Source organism: Campylobacter sp. 10_1_50, assembly GCF_000238755.1.
Classification (GTDB): Bacteria; Campylobacterota; Campylobacteria; order Campylobacterales; family Campylobacteraceae; genus Campylobacter_A; species Campylobacter_A concisus_R.
In genome coordinates, this window is record NZ_JH414887.1 from 714,573 (window position 1) to 728,456 (window position 13,884).

At 39.9% G+C, this 13,884-nt stretch carries 12 protein-coding genes; 4 read left to right on the forward strand and 8 right to left on the reverse strand.

The features are described 5' to 3' along the window. The 3 genes from HMPREF1019_RS03595 to HMPREF1019_RS03605 are packed head-to-tail and all read right to left on the reverse strand — an operon-like array spanning position 1 to position 2,934. The gene (locus tag HMPREF1019_RS03595) at positions 1 to 2,178 is read right to left on the reverse strand and encodes a heavy metal translocating P-type ATPase (protein ID WP_009294303.1); all 2,178 of its coding nucleotides are present in this window, start codon (positions 2,176 to 2,178) and stop codon (positions 1 to 3) included. A 1-nt stretch (position 2,179) separates the two neighbouring features. Beyond that, positions 2,180 to 2,383, reverse strand: a complete 204-nt coding sequence (locus HMPREF1019_RS03600; protein ID WP_009294304.1) for a heavy-metal-associated domain-containing protein — start codon at positions 2,381 to 2,383, stop codon at positions 2,180 to 2,182. Further along, positions 2,380 to 2,934, reverse strand: coding sequence for a GNAT family N-acetyltransferase (locus tag HMPREF1019_RS03605; protein ID WP_009294305.1), 555 nt, complete (start codon positions 2,932 to 2,934; stop codon positions 2,380 to 2,382). The genes HMPREF1019_RS03600 and HMPREF1019_RS03605 overlap by 4 nt, the downstream gene beginning before the upstream one ends. A 151-nt stretch (positions 2,935 to 3,085) precedes the next feature. Between HMPREF1019_RS03605 and HMPREF1019_RS03610 the strand changes: the two genes are divergently transcribed. From HMPREF1019_RS03610 to HMPREF1019_RS03625, 4 genes are all read left to right on the forward strand, one after another. Next, positions 3,086 to 3,793 carry a YebC/PmpR family DNA-binding transcriptional regulator gene (locus HMPREF1019_RS03610; RefSeq protein ID WP_009294306.1) on the forward strand — a complete coding sequence of 236 codons (708 nt, stop codon included), beginning with the start codon at positions 3,086 to 3,088 and terminating at the stop codon, positions 3,791 to 3,793. A gap of 11 nt (positions 3,794 to 3,804) precedes the next feature. Then, the gene (locus tag HMPREF1019_RS03615; RefSeq protein WP_009294307.1) at positions 3,805 to 4,299 is read left to right on the forward strand and encodes a peptidylprolyl isomerase; all 495 of its coding nucleotides are present in this window, start codon (positions 3,805 to 3,807) and stop codon (positions 4,297 to 4,299) included. A gap of 11 nt (positions 4,300 to 4,310) precedes the next feature. Continuing rightward, positions 4,311 to 5,666, forward strand: a complete 1,356-nt coding sequence (locus HMPREF1019_RS03620) for a cation:dicarboxylate symporter family transporter (RefSeq protein WP_034901121.1) — start codon at positions 4,311 to 4,313, stop codon at positions 5,664 to 5,666. 165 nt (positions 5,667 to 5,831) lie between these two features. Beyond that, positions 5,832 to 6,524 (forward strand): aspartate/glutamate racemase family protein, encoded by a 693-nt coding sequence (locus tag HMPREF1019_RS03625; RefSeq protein WP_009294309.1) that lies wholly within the window; start codon positions 5,832 to 5,834, stop codon positions 6,522 to 6,524. 512 nt (positions 6,525 to 7,036) lie between these two features. On the opposite strand, the gene pckA is transcribed toward HMPREF1019_RS03625, so the two are convergent. From pckA to HMPREF1019_RS03650, 5 genes are all read right to left on the reverse strand, one after another. Next, the gene (pckA, locus tag HMPREF1019_RS03630; RefSeq protein WP_187364903.1) at positions 7,037 to 8,611 is read right to left on the reverse strand and encodes a phosphoenolpyruvate carboxykinase (ATP); all 1,575 of its coding nucleotides are present in this window, start codon (positions 8,609 to 8,611) and stop codon (positions 7,037 to 7,039) included. A gap of 105 nt (positions 8,612 to 8,716) precedes the next feature. After that, the gene (locus HMPREF1019_RS03635; RefSeq protein ID WP_009294311.1) at positions 8,717 to 10,519 is read right to left on the reverse strand and encodes a biotin/lipoyl-containing protein; all 1,803 of its coding nucleotides are present in this window, start codon (positions 10,517 to 10,519) and stop codon (positions 8,717 to 8,719) included. Between the two features lie 121 nt (positions 10,520 to 10,640). Next, positions 10,641 to 12,029 (reverse strand): TRAP transporter large permease, encoded by a 1,389-nt coding sequence (locus tag HMPREF1019_RS03640; RefSeq protein ID WP_009294312.1) that lies wholly within the window; start codon positions 12,027 to 12,029, stop codon positions 10,641 to 10,643. Further along, positions 12,017 to 12,538 carry a TRAP transporter small permease subunit gene (locus tag HMPREF1019_RS03645; RefSeq protein WP_009294313.1) on the reverse strand — a complete coding sequence of 174 codons (522 nt, stop codon included), beginning with the start codon at positions 12,536 to 12,538 and terminating at the stop codon, positions 12,017 to 12,019. Before HMPREF1019_RS03645 ends, HMPREF1019_RS03640 begins: the two co-directional genes overlap by 13 nt. Continuing rightward, positions 12,531 to 13,883, reverse strand: a complete 1,353-nt coding sequence (locus tag HMPREF1019_RS03650) for a sodium-dependent transporter (protein ID WP_004317243.1) — start codon at positions 13,881 to 13,883, stop codon at positions 12,531 to 12,533. The genes HMPREF1019_RS03645 and HMPREF1019_RS03650 overlap by 8 nt, the downstream gene beginning before the upstream one ends. Between the last annotated feature and the right edge of the window lies 1 nt (position 13,884).

Sequence of the window (13,884 nt, forward strand, 5' to 3'; positions counted from 1 at the left end):
TTAATCCTTAAGTTGCAAATATCTAAGTCTAAGTGCATTTAGCACGACAGTAACCGAGCTTAAGCACATCGCCATCGAGCCATAAACTGGACTTAAAAGCAGTCCAAACACCGGATAGAGCACGCCAGCAGCCACTGGTATGCAAATGGCGTTATACATAAATGCCCAAAACAAATTCTCTTTTATGTTAGCAATAGTCGCATTTGCAAGCTTTACAAGCCCGCTCACGCCACGCAAGTCATTTTTTACAAGCACGATATCGCCAGCACCTTTAGCGATGTCTGAGCCTGAGTTCATAGCGATGCCAACGCTTGCCTCTTTGAGCGATGGCGAGTCGTTTATGCCATCTCCCACAAAGATCACGCCACCTCGGCTCATTAGCTCTTTTACCTTGTTAAATTTATCCTCAGGTAGCATATTTGCGTAGTATTCGCTCACATTTAGTTTGCTAGCGATATTTGCCACTACTTTTTTATCATCGCCTGATAGGATCACACTTTGTAAATTTAGCTTTGCAAGCTCATTTATAACGCTATTTGCCTCATTTTTTAGCTCATCACTTAGCGTTAAAAAACCACTAAATTTTTGATTTACAGCGCAAAGTATGACGCCACTTCCATCACTTGTAGCCTCTTTTATCGCCTCACTATCAGCTTCATTTAGCAAGATATTGTTTGCTGCGAGCAGTTTTTCGTTGCCTATTATTATCTTGTTGCTCTCGTCTTCATAGACGATGCCTTGACCAACTACGTTTTGAAATTTACCATTTAGCTTTTGTAAATTTATGCAATTTTGTTTTGCATATCTTACGATCGCCTTTGAGATCGGATGCTCGCTTAAATTTTCAGCAGACGCCACTATCTCTAACTCTTTTTCACTCAAATTTGAGCTTTTGACGCTAATTAGCGCCTTGCTTAGCGTGCCAGTTTTATCAAATGCTACAAATTTAGCATCTTTTATCAGCTCTAAAACTTCTGGGTTTTTAACTAAAATTCCAGCTTTTGCGCCACGCGCGAGGGAGCTTACTATTGCTATTGGCGTGGCAAGTCCAAGCGCACATGGGCATGAGATGATAAGCACGCAGATCGCGCAAGAGATCGCATAGGCGAAATTTCCACTAAAAATTATCCATATCAAAAATGTAAGAACTGAGATCGCAACGACGCTTGGTACAAAGATGTTTGCTATCTTATCAGCCAGCCGTCCGATAGGCATCTTTTTGGAGCTAGCGTCGCTTAACAAGCTTAAAATTTGAGATAGTAAGCTTTCAAAAGAGCTCTTTGTTACCTTGACGCTTATGTAGCCATTTGTGTTTAGAGTGCCGGCAAATACGCTATCTCCTACCTCTTTATAAACAGGCAAGCTCTCTCCTGTAAGCATAGAAGCATCGATCTCAGCGCCACCTTGGACTATCACGCCGTCACTTGGGACGTTGTAGCCATTTTTTACGATGACGATATCGCCTACTTTTAGCTCATTTACATTTACCTCTTTGCTCTGCCCGTCTGGCATGACCAAAAAGGCGGTCTTTGGTGAAATTTTAAGTAGCGTCTTTAGGTAGTCGCCAGCTTTTGCCTTTGAGCGCTCTTCAAGGTACTTGCCAAGCAAAACAAAGGCTATTATCATCGCTACGCCTGAGACATAGACGTTTTTTAGATCATCTGGGATGAAATTTGAAAAGATCACAACAAAAAGCGAGTATAAAAATGCACTGCCGCTTCCAAGAGCAACAAGCACGTTCATATCATAGTTTTTGTTTTTAATAGCCTCTATGGCGTGAGCAAAGAAGTCTTTGCCGCTAAAGGCTAGAACCAAAAATGCTAAAACTAGCATGAGTAAATTTACTAGCAAGCTGTGAGGTGTGAACATCTCAAGCGCCATTATCACGATGCTTGCGATAAATGCAAATATAAATTTGTTTCTTATCGATGTTATATGCTCGTCTCTTTTGGCTTCAAATTCATCGATATTTGTCGCCACAAAGTAGCCAAGCTTCTTTATCTTTTGCTCTAAAACTTCACGCACGCTGGCGTCTTTTAGGACAAACTCACCGCTTGCGTTTGCAAAATTTACATTTGCATCAAGCACGCCATCTATCTTTTTAGAAACCTTTTCGATAGCGTTTGAGCAGTTTACGCAGCTCATTCCCGCTATATTTAGCTTGACTTTTAAAGGCATATCAAAGCTCTTTTATAACGTCAAATCCCAGATCAGCCATTTCTGATTTAAATTTCTCTACATCGCCATCTTTTATATCGACGCTTACTTGTCTTGGCTCTTTGCTAAGATCGACTTTTATCTCGCCAAAGTCATCCTCAAGTGCGTTTTTTATAGTATTTGCGCAGTTTTGGCAATGCACGTTATTTACCTCAAATGTTTTCATATTATCTCCTTTATCATGTGGTCGTATTCGTGTAAATTTATGATCTTTTTGGTGTTAAATTTAAAGCCAAGGCTCTCGTAAAATTTACGAACTTTTGGCTTATTTACATCAACTATCAGCGAGACCTTTTTATGTCCTAGCTCTTTTGCTCTTGCAAATGAGTGCAAGATGAGCTCTTTTGCAAGCCCTTGACCTCTAAATTTCTCATCTACAGCGATGCTATCTATATAAAACTCATCATCAAAGCACTCTTTTTCTATCTGGGCATCTTTGCCAAGAGCCTTTAGATGCTGTGAAATTTCACTATCAAGCTGAGCTACGTCGCCACCAAAGTAAGCACATATCGCAGCGATGATCTGCTCGTCACGCTTATAGACATAGACATTTTTATAGCTAAGTCTATTTATCTCGCTTACAAAAAATTTCTCTAAAATTTCATCGCTTTTTGCAGGATCATCGTAGCCACTTAGCTTGTAGGCGATATCCTCCATCGCTAAATTTAGTAATTTTATGCAGATTTTTGCATCTTGTTTTTGAGCATTTTTTATCATGGGTATGATTATATGCCTTTAGCTTAAATTTTTACCAAATATTATTTTCAAATTTACAAATTAAGCGTTTTAGCAGGCAAACTAAAAATGTTTTAAAAAAGTATAAAATTTTTTTAGTTATAATCCGTAAAAAATTTATTTAAGGATATTTATGGGACGAGCATTTGAGTACCGAAGAGCGGCAAAAGAAGCTAGATGGGATAAGATGAGCAAGGTATTTCCAAAACTTGCAAAGGCTATAACAGTAGCGGCAAAAGATGGCGGATGTGATCCAGATATGAACCCAAAACTTCGTGCAGCCATCGCAGCAGCAAAAGCTGAAAATATGCCAAAAGATAACATCGATGCGGCTATAAAAAGAGCAAATGGCAAAGATAGCGCTGATATCAAGACTATCTTTTATGACGGCAAAGCAGCTCACGGCGTGCAAATCATTGTTGAGTGCGCGACTGATAACCCAACAAGAACAGTTGCAAATGTAAAAGCGATATTTAGCAAAAATGGCGGAGAAATTTTGCCAAGTGGCAGCCTTAGCTTTATGTTTACAAGAAAGAGCGTTTTTGAGCTTGAAAAACCAAGCGCAGATATCGAAGAGATCGAGCTTGAGCTCATTGATTATGGTCTAAGTGACATCGAAGAAGACGAAAACGCACTATTTGTTTATGGCGATTACGCAAATTTTGGCACACTTCATGAAGGCATAGAGAAGCTAAATTTAGTAGTTAAAAAAGCTTCACTTCAGTACTTACCAAATCAAACCGTAAGCCTAAATGAAGAGCAAATGCTTGAGGTTGAGAGGCTTCTCGACAAGCTAGAAGACGACGATGATGTCCAAGCAGTTTATACAAATATCGAGTAAAAAGGAGCAACATGCGTTTTAATGAGTTAAAGGTTTATGATATAAATTTAGACGAGCTAAAAAAAGATAAATTTGCAGTTTTAAAGACAGAAAAAGGCGATATCAAACTTGAGCTTTTTGCCGAGGATGCACCGCAAGCTGTTGCAAATTTTGTCCATTTGATAAAAACAGGCTTTTATAATGGCCTAAATTTTCACAGAGTTATACCAAATTTCGTCATCCAAGGCGGCTGCCCAAATGGCACAGGCACAGGCGGTCCTGGCTGGAGGATAAAATGCGAATGCGACAACCAAAAGGTAAAACACGAGCGTGGCAGCCTTAGCATGGCTCACGCAGGTCGCGACACTGGCGGATCGCAGTTTTTCATCTGCCACAGCAAGCAACCTCATCTTGACGGCGTGCATACAGTCTTTGGAAAGTGCGTTGATGACGAGAGCTTAAAGGTGCTTGATGCTATCAGACAAGGCGACAAGATCCTCTCAGCAGAGATCAAAGAGAGCCTATAAAAGGGGAATTTATGGAGAGTGCAAAAATGCAAAAAAGTCTCTTTGTGAGGCTATTTACCAATCTCGCCATTTGGGTTGTGATAGGTATAGTTGGCGGTGTTATCGTCGGTATGGTCGCACCTGAGCTTGGCATAGCGAGCAAGCCAGGCATTGATTATTTTATAAAAGCCCTTAAAATTTTAATCGGCCCTATCATCTTTTTAACGATCGTCTCAGGCATCGTCGGACTTGAGAGCTTAAAAGATCTTGGCACCATCGGACTTAAGGCGTTTATCTACTTTGAGATAGTTAGTACGCTTGCTCTTGCTGTTGGTATCATCTTTGGCGAGACGCTTCGTCCAGGACACGGCATGAACCTTGACTACACTCAGCTTGACGCCTCAAGCGTGGCTAAATTTACATCTCAAGCTGGCAACATGGACGCAAATAGCGGCTTTTTAGCGCACACACTTCATCTTTTAAGAGGCGCTGTGCCAGTAGATGACATCTTCCCTTACGTACACATACTTGATCCATTCATAAAGTCAAACACACTTCAAGTGCTTTTCATGGCGATAGTCGTTGCCATCGTGCTTTCACTACTTGCTCATGATAAAAAGCAAGCTTGTCTAAAACCGCTTGAATTTATCCAGCACTACGTCTTAAAGCTACTTACTTGGCTTATGCTATTTAGCCCAGTGGCGGCCTTTTCGGCGATGGCCTACTTGATCGGTAAATTTGGCATCGGAACGCTTCTTGGTATGATGGAGCTTCTTGTCGTTATGGCACTTGCAAGCTGCTTTTTCATCTTTGTCGTGCTTGGCGTCATTTGCTACTTTGCCAAGGTCAATGTCTTTAAATTTATGCGTTTTATCTCAAAAGAGGTCTTGGTCGTTTTTGCGACAAGCTCGAGCGAGACAGCTCTTGCACCACTTATGCAAAAGCTAGAAGCAGCTGGCATAAATAGAGGCGCAGTTGGTCTTATCATCCCAACTGGCTACTCATTTAACCTTGACTGCACCAACATCTATCTAAGCCTAAGCGTTATCTTCCTAGCTCAAGCATTTAATATCCCGCTAAGTTTTGAGCACCTAATAAGCATACTAATCGTGCTAATGATCACAAGTAAAGGCGCGGTTGGCGTTACGGGATCTGGCTTTGTTGTCCTTGCTGGCACACTAAGCGCACTTCCAAGCACTGGCATACCAGTCGTCACTGTGGCTGTGCTACTTGGCGTTGATAAATTTATGTCAGAGATGCGTGCTGTTGGTAATCTTTGCGGTAATGCCGTTGGCTGCATGATCGTTTCTATCTGGGATAAAAAGGTCGATATGGAGAAATTTAGATACGCACTAGATCATCCAGACGAATTTCACTTCCACTCATAATAGAATTTTTTAAGGGGCAAATCGCCCCTTTTTATCTTAAAATTTACTTCAAAACTTAAAGTGCTTACTCCCTATTTTTACAATACCCAATGAAAATTTAGAAATTTTATTTTTAAATATAGAAACTAATATTATAATTATTGAAAATTTTAATTTGGAGGAGCTATGAAGACATTAGGCATCATAGGCGGCATGGGACCACTTGCCACGGCTGATTTATACAAAAAGATCATCGATATAACCCCAGCAACTTGCGATCAAGAGCACCTACACATTGTTATAGACTCATACGCTCAGATAGAAGATAGGACAAAATTTATCATGGGCGAGGGAGAAAGTCCGCTTCCAAAGCTAATTCAAAGTGCTAAACTTTTAAAAAATGCTGGGTGTGAGGCGATGCTAATGGCTTGTAATACAGCTCACTACTTTGCCCCAAGCATCGAAAAAGAGGCTGGAGTGAAAATTTTGCACATCGCAAAGGTTACAGTAGATGCCTTGCAAAAGAAATATCCGCACGCTAAAAATATCGCTGTAATCGCAACAAGTGGCACAAAAAAGGCTGGCGTTTATGATCAAATTTTAAAAGAGCGCGGGCTAAAGAGCGTGGATTTTAGCAAAGAGACGCAAGATGTCATCATGGAGTGCATCTACAAGGGCGTCAAAGCTGGCAAGCTAGAAGAGTATGTGCCAGTGTTTTACGAAGTGCTTTCTAACATTGAAGCTGACGTTTATATCGCAGGCTGCACCGAGATACCGATGTTTTTGCCATTTATCAGTAGCGAGTACAAATTTATAGATGCGACATTTGAGCTGGCAAAAGCTGGCGTAGAATTTGGACTAGAAAAGAGAGTATTTTGATTAAATTTAGCCAGATACCTGGCTAAATTTTCGTTTTAACTGCAACTTACACTAAATACAACAGCGGCTTTTTATAGTAGAAATTTGATATCAAATTTAGCTAGTGTGTTTTGGCTAAATTTTAAATTTTTAACTACAAAGACCACACTACTTACAATAAATTTAACAATAATTTTTTATATTAGAAATTTTGAGATTTAAAGAGATTACAAAATATTTTAAATTTAACTGGAGCATTCAGGCTGAAATTTGTTTTTTAACTAAAAGGATCGCTTGTATTAAAATTTCTGATATCAGGCGATTAAATTTTTCGATCATTTATAAAGAGTAATTTTTTGTGTAAGAAAATTTTAAAAAATCTATTTAAATTTGATCGAGCTAGTTCGCAAAATGTTTTAAATTTTATATTAGAAATTTAAAAAAAAGAGCTATATTTCACAGCTCTAAAAATTTTACTATTTGATAGTTTAAATTTAAAAAGCCTTGCAGGAATTTCCTACAAGACCATAAATTTAAGCTGTTGGGCCAGCTTTGGCGTACTCGACGCCCTCTTTTACATCTTCGTAGCGTTTGAAATTTTCGACAAACATTTTAGCAAGCTTATCGCGTGAAGCGTTATACTCATCTGAATTTGCCCATGTGTTTATAGGATTTAGCAGTTTTGTCTCGACACCATCAAGCTCTTTTGGAATAGCGAAGTTAAATTTATCAAAATTTTCAAATTCGCATTTTGTGATGCTACCATCAAGGATCGCATTTATGCAAGCACGTGTTGCTTTTATACTCATACGCTTGCCAACGCCGTAAGCACCGCCGCTCCAGCCTGTATTTACAAGATAGACATTAACGCCGTGTTTATCGATCTTCTCACCAAGCAGTTTTGCATAGACAGTTGGGTGAAGTGGCATAAATGGCTCGCCAAAGCAAGCACTAAAAGTAGCGACTGGCTCGGTGATACCGCGCTCTGTGCCAGCAACTTTTGCTGTGTAGCCACTTAAGAAATAATACATCGCCTGCTCTTTTGTCAGCTTTGCAACTGGAGGAAGCACGCCAAAAGCGTCAGCGCTTAAAAAGATGATATTTTTTGGATGACCAGCGCTTGAGCTTGGCTCGTAGTTGTCGATGTGATAGATCGGATAGCTCACGCGTGTGTTTTCAGTCTTTGAGCCATCTTTATAATCAACCACGCCCTTTTCGTCAGCCACGACGTTTTCAAGTAGCGCGTCACGCCTGATCGCTGCGTAAATTTCTGGCTCGCTGCTTGGATCAAGGTTGATACATTTTGCATAGCAGCCACCCTCAAAGTTAAACACGCCATCATCGTCCCAGCCGTGCTCGTCATCGCCTATTAGTTTGCGTTTTGGATCGGTTGAAAGTGTCGTTTTACCAGTGCCAGATAGACCAAAAAATAGCGCCGTATCGCCCTTCTCGCCTACGTTTGCAGAGCAGTGCATGCTTAGCTTGCCCTCAAGTGGCAACCAGTAGTTCATCATAGAAAAAATGCCTTTTTTCATCTCGCCACCATACCACGTGCCACCGATCACCGCGACATTTTCCTCGACATTAAAGATAACAAAAACCTCTGAATGTAGCCCATCAGCCTTGTAGTCCTCATTTTTTGTTTTGCAAGCGTTATATACTACAAAGTCAGGCTCAAATTTAGCCAGCTCCGCTTCACTTGGGCGGATGAACATATTTTTCACAAAGTGCGCTTGCCACGCTACTTCGGTGACAAAGCGGACTGATTTTTGACTCTTTTTGCTAGCTCCACAAAATGCATCTTGGATAAAAATTTCTTTACCACTTAGCTGATCTTTTGCTTTTTTAAGAAGCTTGTCAAAAAGCTCTTTTGTGATAGGCTGATTTATCTTGCCCCAAGCGATGTATTTTTGGCTTGGATCTTGCTTGACAAAGTACTTATCTTTTGGGCTTCTGCCAGTAAAAATACCAGTATCAACCATAAATGTGCCGTTACTTGAGACTCTGCCCTCGTTGTTTGCCTTTTCAAGCTCAAAAAGCTCGTCGTAGCTTAGATTGTGATTTATCTTTTTGATCTCTTTTAGACCTAGCTCGTCTAGTTTATTTATCATGTTGTTTCCTTTTAAATTTTCGTTTCTTTATAAATTTGACCTAAAAGTCATCAAAATGTTAATCAAATTTCGCTTAACACTATCTTTTTAAAAGTGGCAAATTTATTTAAATCTAGCCACCACTTGATTGTTCGCGACACTTTGACCTTTGCTAACCTCGATAGAGCCTATGATGCCATCTTTTGGGGCTTTGACCTCTATCTCCATCTTCATCGCTTCAAGCACGACTATGGCCTGACCTTTTTTGACATGATCTCCTGCGCTTACTAAAATTTTATGCACAGCGCCTGGCAAGCTTGCGACGATATCGTTTTCTGTTGCACCTGCTGCTGCACTTTTGGCATTTTTTACGCTCTTGCCTTCAACTTCAGTGATCGATTTTACTTGGATACTGTCGTTAAAGCCTTCGCTTACTTCGACATTGTAGCGGCTACCATTTACGACGACGCTATATCTGCCGCTTTGAGTTTGTCTGCCCTCATTTGCCTTAGCATTTGGATCTACTTTTCTTACATTTACTTTAGCTTCGCCTTTTAAGAATGCGATACCTTTTTCTTTACAAGCTGCTGCTATAAAGACGTTTTCTTCGGTAACTTTGATCTTATTTTGTTTTAAAATTTCTTTTACATGTGCAAGTGACTTGCTCTCATCTTTATCAGCTATATCAACTGCGTGTTTTGTGGTTGGTTTTAGCCCTAGTTGCTCGCTAGCAAGCTTAATGATCTCTTTATCAGGCGTAACTGGGGTCTTGCCAAAGTAGCCAAGCACCATTTTGCCGTATCCCTCAGCGATCTTTTTCCACTTGCCAAACATCACGTTGTTAAAGGCTTGTTGAAAGTAAAACTGGCTAACAGGAGTTACTGAAGTGCCGTATCCGCCCTTTTGCACCACCTCGCGCATCGCAAGGATGACCTCTGGGAATTTATCTAAGATGTTGTTATCTCTCATCATCTGGGTATTTGCAGTGAGCGCGCCACCAGGCATCGGTGAAAATGGTATGAGTGGGCTTACTTGCACAGCTTCAGGCGGCAAGAAATACTCTTTTAAACAATCATTCAAAACGCTTTCGTATTTTAAAATTTTCTCCACGTCAAGGCCGCCAAGATCGTAGTTTTTGCCTTTTACTGCGTGAAGCATGGTTAGGATATCTGGCTGACTTGTACCGCCACTTACTGGGCTTGCAGCTAGATCTATACCATCAACGCCAGCTTCAAGCGCTGCAAGGTAGCAAGCCACGCTTACACCTGCAGTTTCATGCGTGTGAAGTCTGATATGAGTTTTTTCTGGTAACAATTTTCTAGCCATTTTTATGGTTTCATAGACCTTTTGTGGGCTGCTTGTGCCACTTGCATCTTTAAAGCAAACGCTGTGATAAGGGATATTTGCATCTAAAATTTCTCTTAAAATTTTCTCATAAAATTTAACATCATGAGCTCCCACACAGCCACTAGGCAGATCCATCATAGTAACGACGACTTCGTGTTTTAGGCCGTGATGAGCGATCCTCTCGCCTGAATATTTTAAATTTTCAACATCATTTAATGCGTCAAAATTTCTAATAGTAGTTGTTCCGTGTTTTTTGAAAAGTTTTGCGTGAAGGTCGATAAGCTCACGGCTACCAGTGTCAAGTGTGACGGTGTTTACGCCTCTGCTTAGGGTTTGAAGGTTTGCTTTTGGGCCAACGATACTTCTAAATTTATCCATCATCGCAAAAGCGTCTTCATTTAGGTAAAAATAAAGGCTTTGAAATCTCGCTCCTCCGCCAAATTCAAAATGCTCTATGCCAGCCTCTTTGGCTGCTTCAAGCGCGGGCAAAAAGTCGTTCATAAGCACTCTAGCGCCATAAACTGACTGAAAGCCATCTCTAAAGGTTGTATCCATAACATCGATAAATTTCTTTGCCATATTTCACCTCATTAAATTTATAAATTTACTAAAAAGCGGTCATAAAAATGGCTAAGTTGGGCAGAAACTCAAATTAGCCATTTTGCTTGTTTTTGGTATTTTACAACCAAAAACTTTTATATCATTTAAAAAGTGAGAGTAAGAAGTTAAATAATCCGCCGTGGCTCGCATCTAGCATCGGCTTTATCTCCATTAAAAAGACGCAGAAAAAGACTAAAACTGCTACTTGGATGATGATGTAAGGCACTACACCTTTATAAATAGCAGATGTTTTTATCTCAGCAGGTGCGACTGATCTTAAGAAAAATAGACTAAAACCAAATGGCGGCGTCAAAAATGAAGTTTGTAAATTCATAGCAACTAGGATCGCTAGATAGACTGGGTTTATGCCTAGTTTTGCGGCGATTGGCACCAAGATAGGAAGCACGATATATGAAATTTCAACAAAATCGATAAAAAAGCCAAGCACAAAGATAACAGCCATACTAAAGATGATAAAGCCCCACTTCTCACCTGGTAAATTTGTCATGAAATTTTCAACTATCTCATCGCCTCCAGTGTAGCTAAAGACCATAGAAAAGGCAGTCGCACCAACAAGTATAGCAAAGACTAGAGCTGTAGTTTTTACGCTCTCAGCCAAGGCCTCTTTCATCATAGAAAATGAAAACGTCCTATAAAATATTGCTAGGATAATAGCACCAACGCAGCCAAATGCTGAACTCTCAGTCGGTGTAGCGATACCTGCAAAGATAGAGCCAAGCACACAAATAACTAGTAAAAGTGGCGGAAAGATCGCAATTAGCGCTTTAGTAATCTGCTTAAATTTACTAACGCCACTCTCATCTTTTACTATAGGAGCGACATCTGGTTTAAGATAAGCAACTATCAAAATATAAACTATATAAACGGCAACTAGCGTAAGTCCTGGCACAACAGCTTGGTGAAAAAGCTCGCCAACTGGCACTGAAAAGATATCGCCCAAGATGATAAGCACGATAGAAGGTGGGATGATCTGACCAAGCGTACCAGCAGCGCATATCGTGCCACAACCAAGGGATTGATCGTATTTATACTTTAACATTACAGGTAAGCTTATAACGCCCATAGCAACGACGCTAGCTCCTACGACACCAGTTGATGCTGCAAGAAGCGCACCAACCAAAATGGTGCTAATAGCGATACCGCCTCTGATTTCTCCAAAGAGCATACCCATACTCTCAAGCAGTCTCTCAGCTAGTTTTGACTTTTGAAGCACTACGCCCATGAAGACAAAGAGTGGAACTGCTATAAAAATTCTACTCTCCATGATAGAGAAAATTCTATAAGGCATGAAGTTAAACATATCTTTAAACACTTCTATACTGCCAAGCAGGCCATCGCCATCGCCAATGCTCTCTACAACGCTGCCAACCATGCCAAATATCATCGCAACCGCACCAAAGGTAAATGCCACTGGAAAGCCAATGCCAAGCATCAATAGTGCGGCTATAAACATTATTAATCCCGCCATATTTTCTCCTTACTAGCTTTCTTATAGCGATTTAAATTTCTTATAAAAAAGCCAATCGCAAAAAATACAAGTATGTAAAATGAAACAGGGATCATCGCTTTTATGATCCATCTGTGAGTAAGACCGCCTGGATCCGCGCTAGCTTCTGCGGAGCTATAAGCATCACCTACAAATCCAAATGATAAATTTGAAACCAAAAGCGCAAATGGTATGACAAAAAATATAGTGCCAAGCATATTTACAAGGGCTTTTTGTCTTTCTGAAAATTTAGCATAAAAGATATCAACCCTAACATGTGCGTCCTCTTTTAGAGCATAGCTCATGCCAAGAAGAAATATCACAGCAAAAAAGTGCCACTCAAGCTCCTGAAATGCAACGTTGCCGTAAGAGAAAAAGTATCTTGCCACAACGTTAAAAAATACGTCTATTATCATCAAAGCCATAATAAACATACAAATATAGCCGACTATATCGCCAGCCTTGTCAAAAAATTTCTCAATCTTATCCATTAAAAACCTTTAATAGTTCATTTATCATGATAATGAGCACACAAACTGGTGCTACATATCTTAGTAAAAAATACCATGCGTTAAATACAAAATCACTCATATATGGGCTAAATAGCACATATAAAGCATCTCTTTTCATAAAATATCCTACAAATATCGCTCCACCGATACCACTAATTGGTAGCAAAATATTTGAAGCGGTAAAATCAAGAAAATCAAAGAAATTTTTACCAAAGAGCATAAATTTATCGCCAACATTTTCTATATTTGATAAAAGACACAAAAATCCCACTATGAAAATCCCAGCTCCAACTATGCTAAGAGCTTTTCTTCTACTCATGCCATACTCTCTGATCAAGAAAAATACAAATGGCTCAACGATGGAGATGGCTGAGGTGATACCAGCAAAGATAAGCGCAGCAAAAAACGCCACAGCCAAAATTTGACCTATCACACCAAGCTTAGCAAATAGCGTTGGTAGCGAGATAAAAACAAGACCTGGTCCTTGAGACGGAGTAGCTCCAAATTCAAATATAAAGGTAAAGATAACAAGACCTATCATAATAGCAAGTGCAATATTTATAAAAACGATACTAAGCGTTGAAGTGGCTAAATTTGTATCATCACTTAGGCTGGCTGAATAGGTAATGATCGCTGCCATGCCAAGAGATAGCGTCCAAAATGCAAGTCCAAGAGCTAGTAAGAGCGAGTTAAACGAAATTTTACTAAAGTCAGGTATGAGTAAAAACTCGGCTGATTTAGAAAAGCCATCCATCGTCATAGAAAATATAAGCATAATTAAAACCATGATAAATAGGCTTGGCATCATCCAAACATTTAGCTTCTCTATGCCGCTTTTTACGCCTTTTGAAAGGATGTAAAAGCAAGCTGCAAATGCTATAACAAAATATAGCGTCTGCTCGCCAAGACCATGCGTCAAAAGATCATTAAATATCACTTTTGAGCTATCTATATCGCTTGGCAAGCCAGAAAAAGATAGGACAAAATACTTAAAGACCCAGCCGATTATCACGATGTAATATGACGAGATGATAGCTGCTGTGACCATGGCTAAAATTCCAACCAGCTGCCATAAATTTTTATTTTTAGCTGCTAGCTTTCTAAAAGCATTTACACTGTCGCTCTCGCTAAGCTTGCCAATACTAAGCTCCGCCATAAAGATAGGCACGCCGACTAGAAAAGTTATCAAAAGATATAGGATAATAAACGCCGAACCGCCGTTTTCACCAACCATGTATGGAAATTTCCATGCATTGCCAAGTCCGACAGCCGATCCTGCGACTGCTAGGACATAGCCTATTTTAGAAAATTGTTCTTTTGCCATA

Coding starts and splice junctions, on each gene's coding strand:
- HMPREF1019_RS03595 (WP_009294303.1), bottom strand. CDS start 2,178: ATGCCTTTAAAAGTCAAGCTAAATATAGCGGGAATGAGCTGCGTAAAC.
- HMPREF1019_RS03600 (WP_009294304.1), bottom strand. CDS start 2,383: ATGAAAACATTTGAGGTAAATAACGTGCATTGCCAAAACTGCGCAAAT.
- HMPREF1019_RS03605 (WP_009294305.1), bottom strand. CDS start 2,934: ATGATAAAAAATGCTCAAAAACAAGATGCAAAAATCTGCATAAAATTA.
- HMPREF1019_RS03610 (WP_009294306.1), top strand. CDS start 3,086: ATGGGACGAGCATTTGAGTACCGAAGAGCGGCAAAAGAAGCTAGATGG.
- HMPREF1019_RS03615 (WP_009294307.1), top strand. CDS start 3,805: ATGCGTTTTAATGAGTTAAAGGTTTATGATATAAATTTAGACGAGCTA.
- HMPREF1019_RS03620 (WP_034901121.1), top strand. CDS start 4,311: ATGGAGAGTGCAAAAATGCAAAAAAGTCTCTTTGTGAGGCTATTTACC.
- HMPREF1019_RS03625 (WP_009294309.1), top strand. CDS start 5,832: ATGAAGACATTAGGCATCATAGGCGGCATGGGACCACTTGCCACGGCT.
- HMPREF1019_RS03635 (WP_009294311.1), bottom strand. CDS start 10,519: ATGGCAAAGAAATTTATCGATGTTATGGATACAACCTTTAGAGATGGC.
- HMPREF1019_RS03640 (WP_009294312.1), bottom strand. CDS start 12,029: ATGGCGGGATTAATAATGTTTATAGCCGCACTATTGATGCTTGGCATT.
- HMPREF1019_RS03645 (WP_009294313.1), bottom strand. CDS start 12,538: ATGGATAAGATTGAGAAATTTTTTGACAAGGCTGGCGATATAGTCGGC.
- HMPREF1019_RS03650 (WP_004317243.1), bottom strand. CDS start 13,883: ATGGCAAAAGAACAATTTTCTAAAATAGGCTATGTCCTAGCAGTCGCA.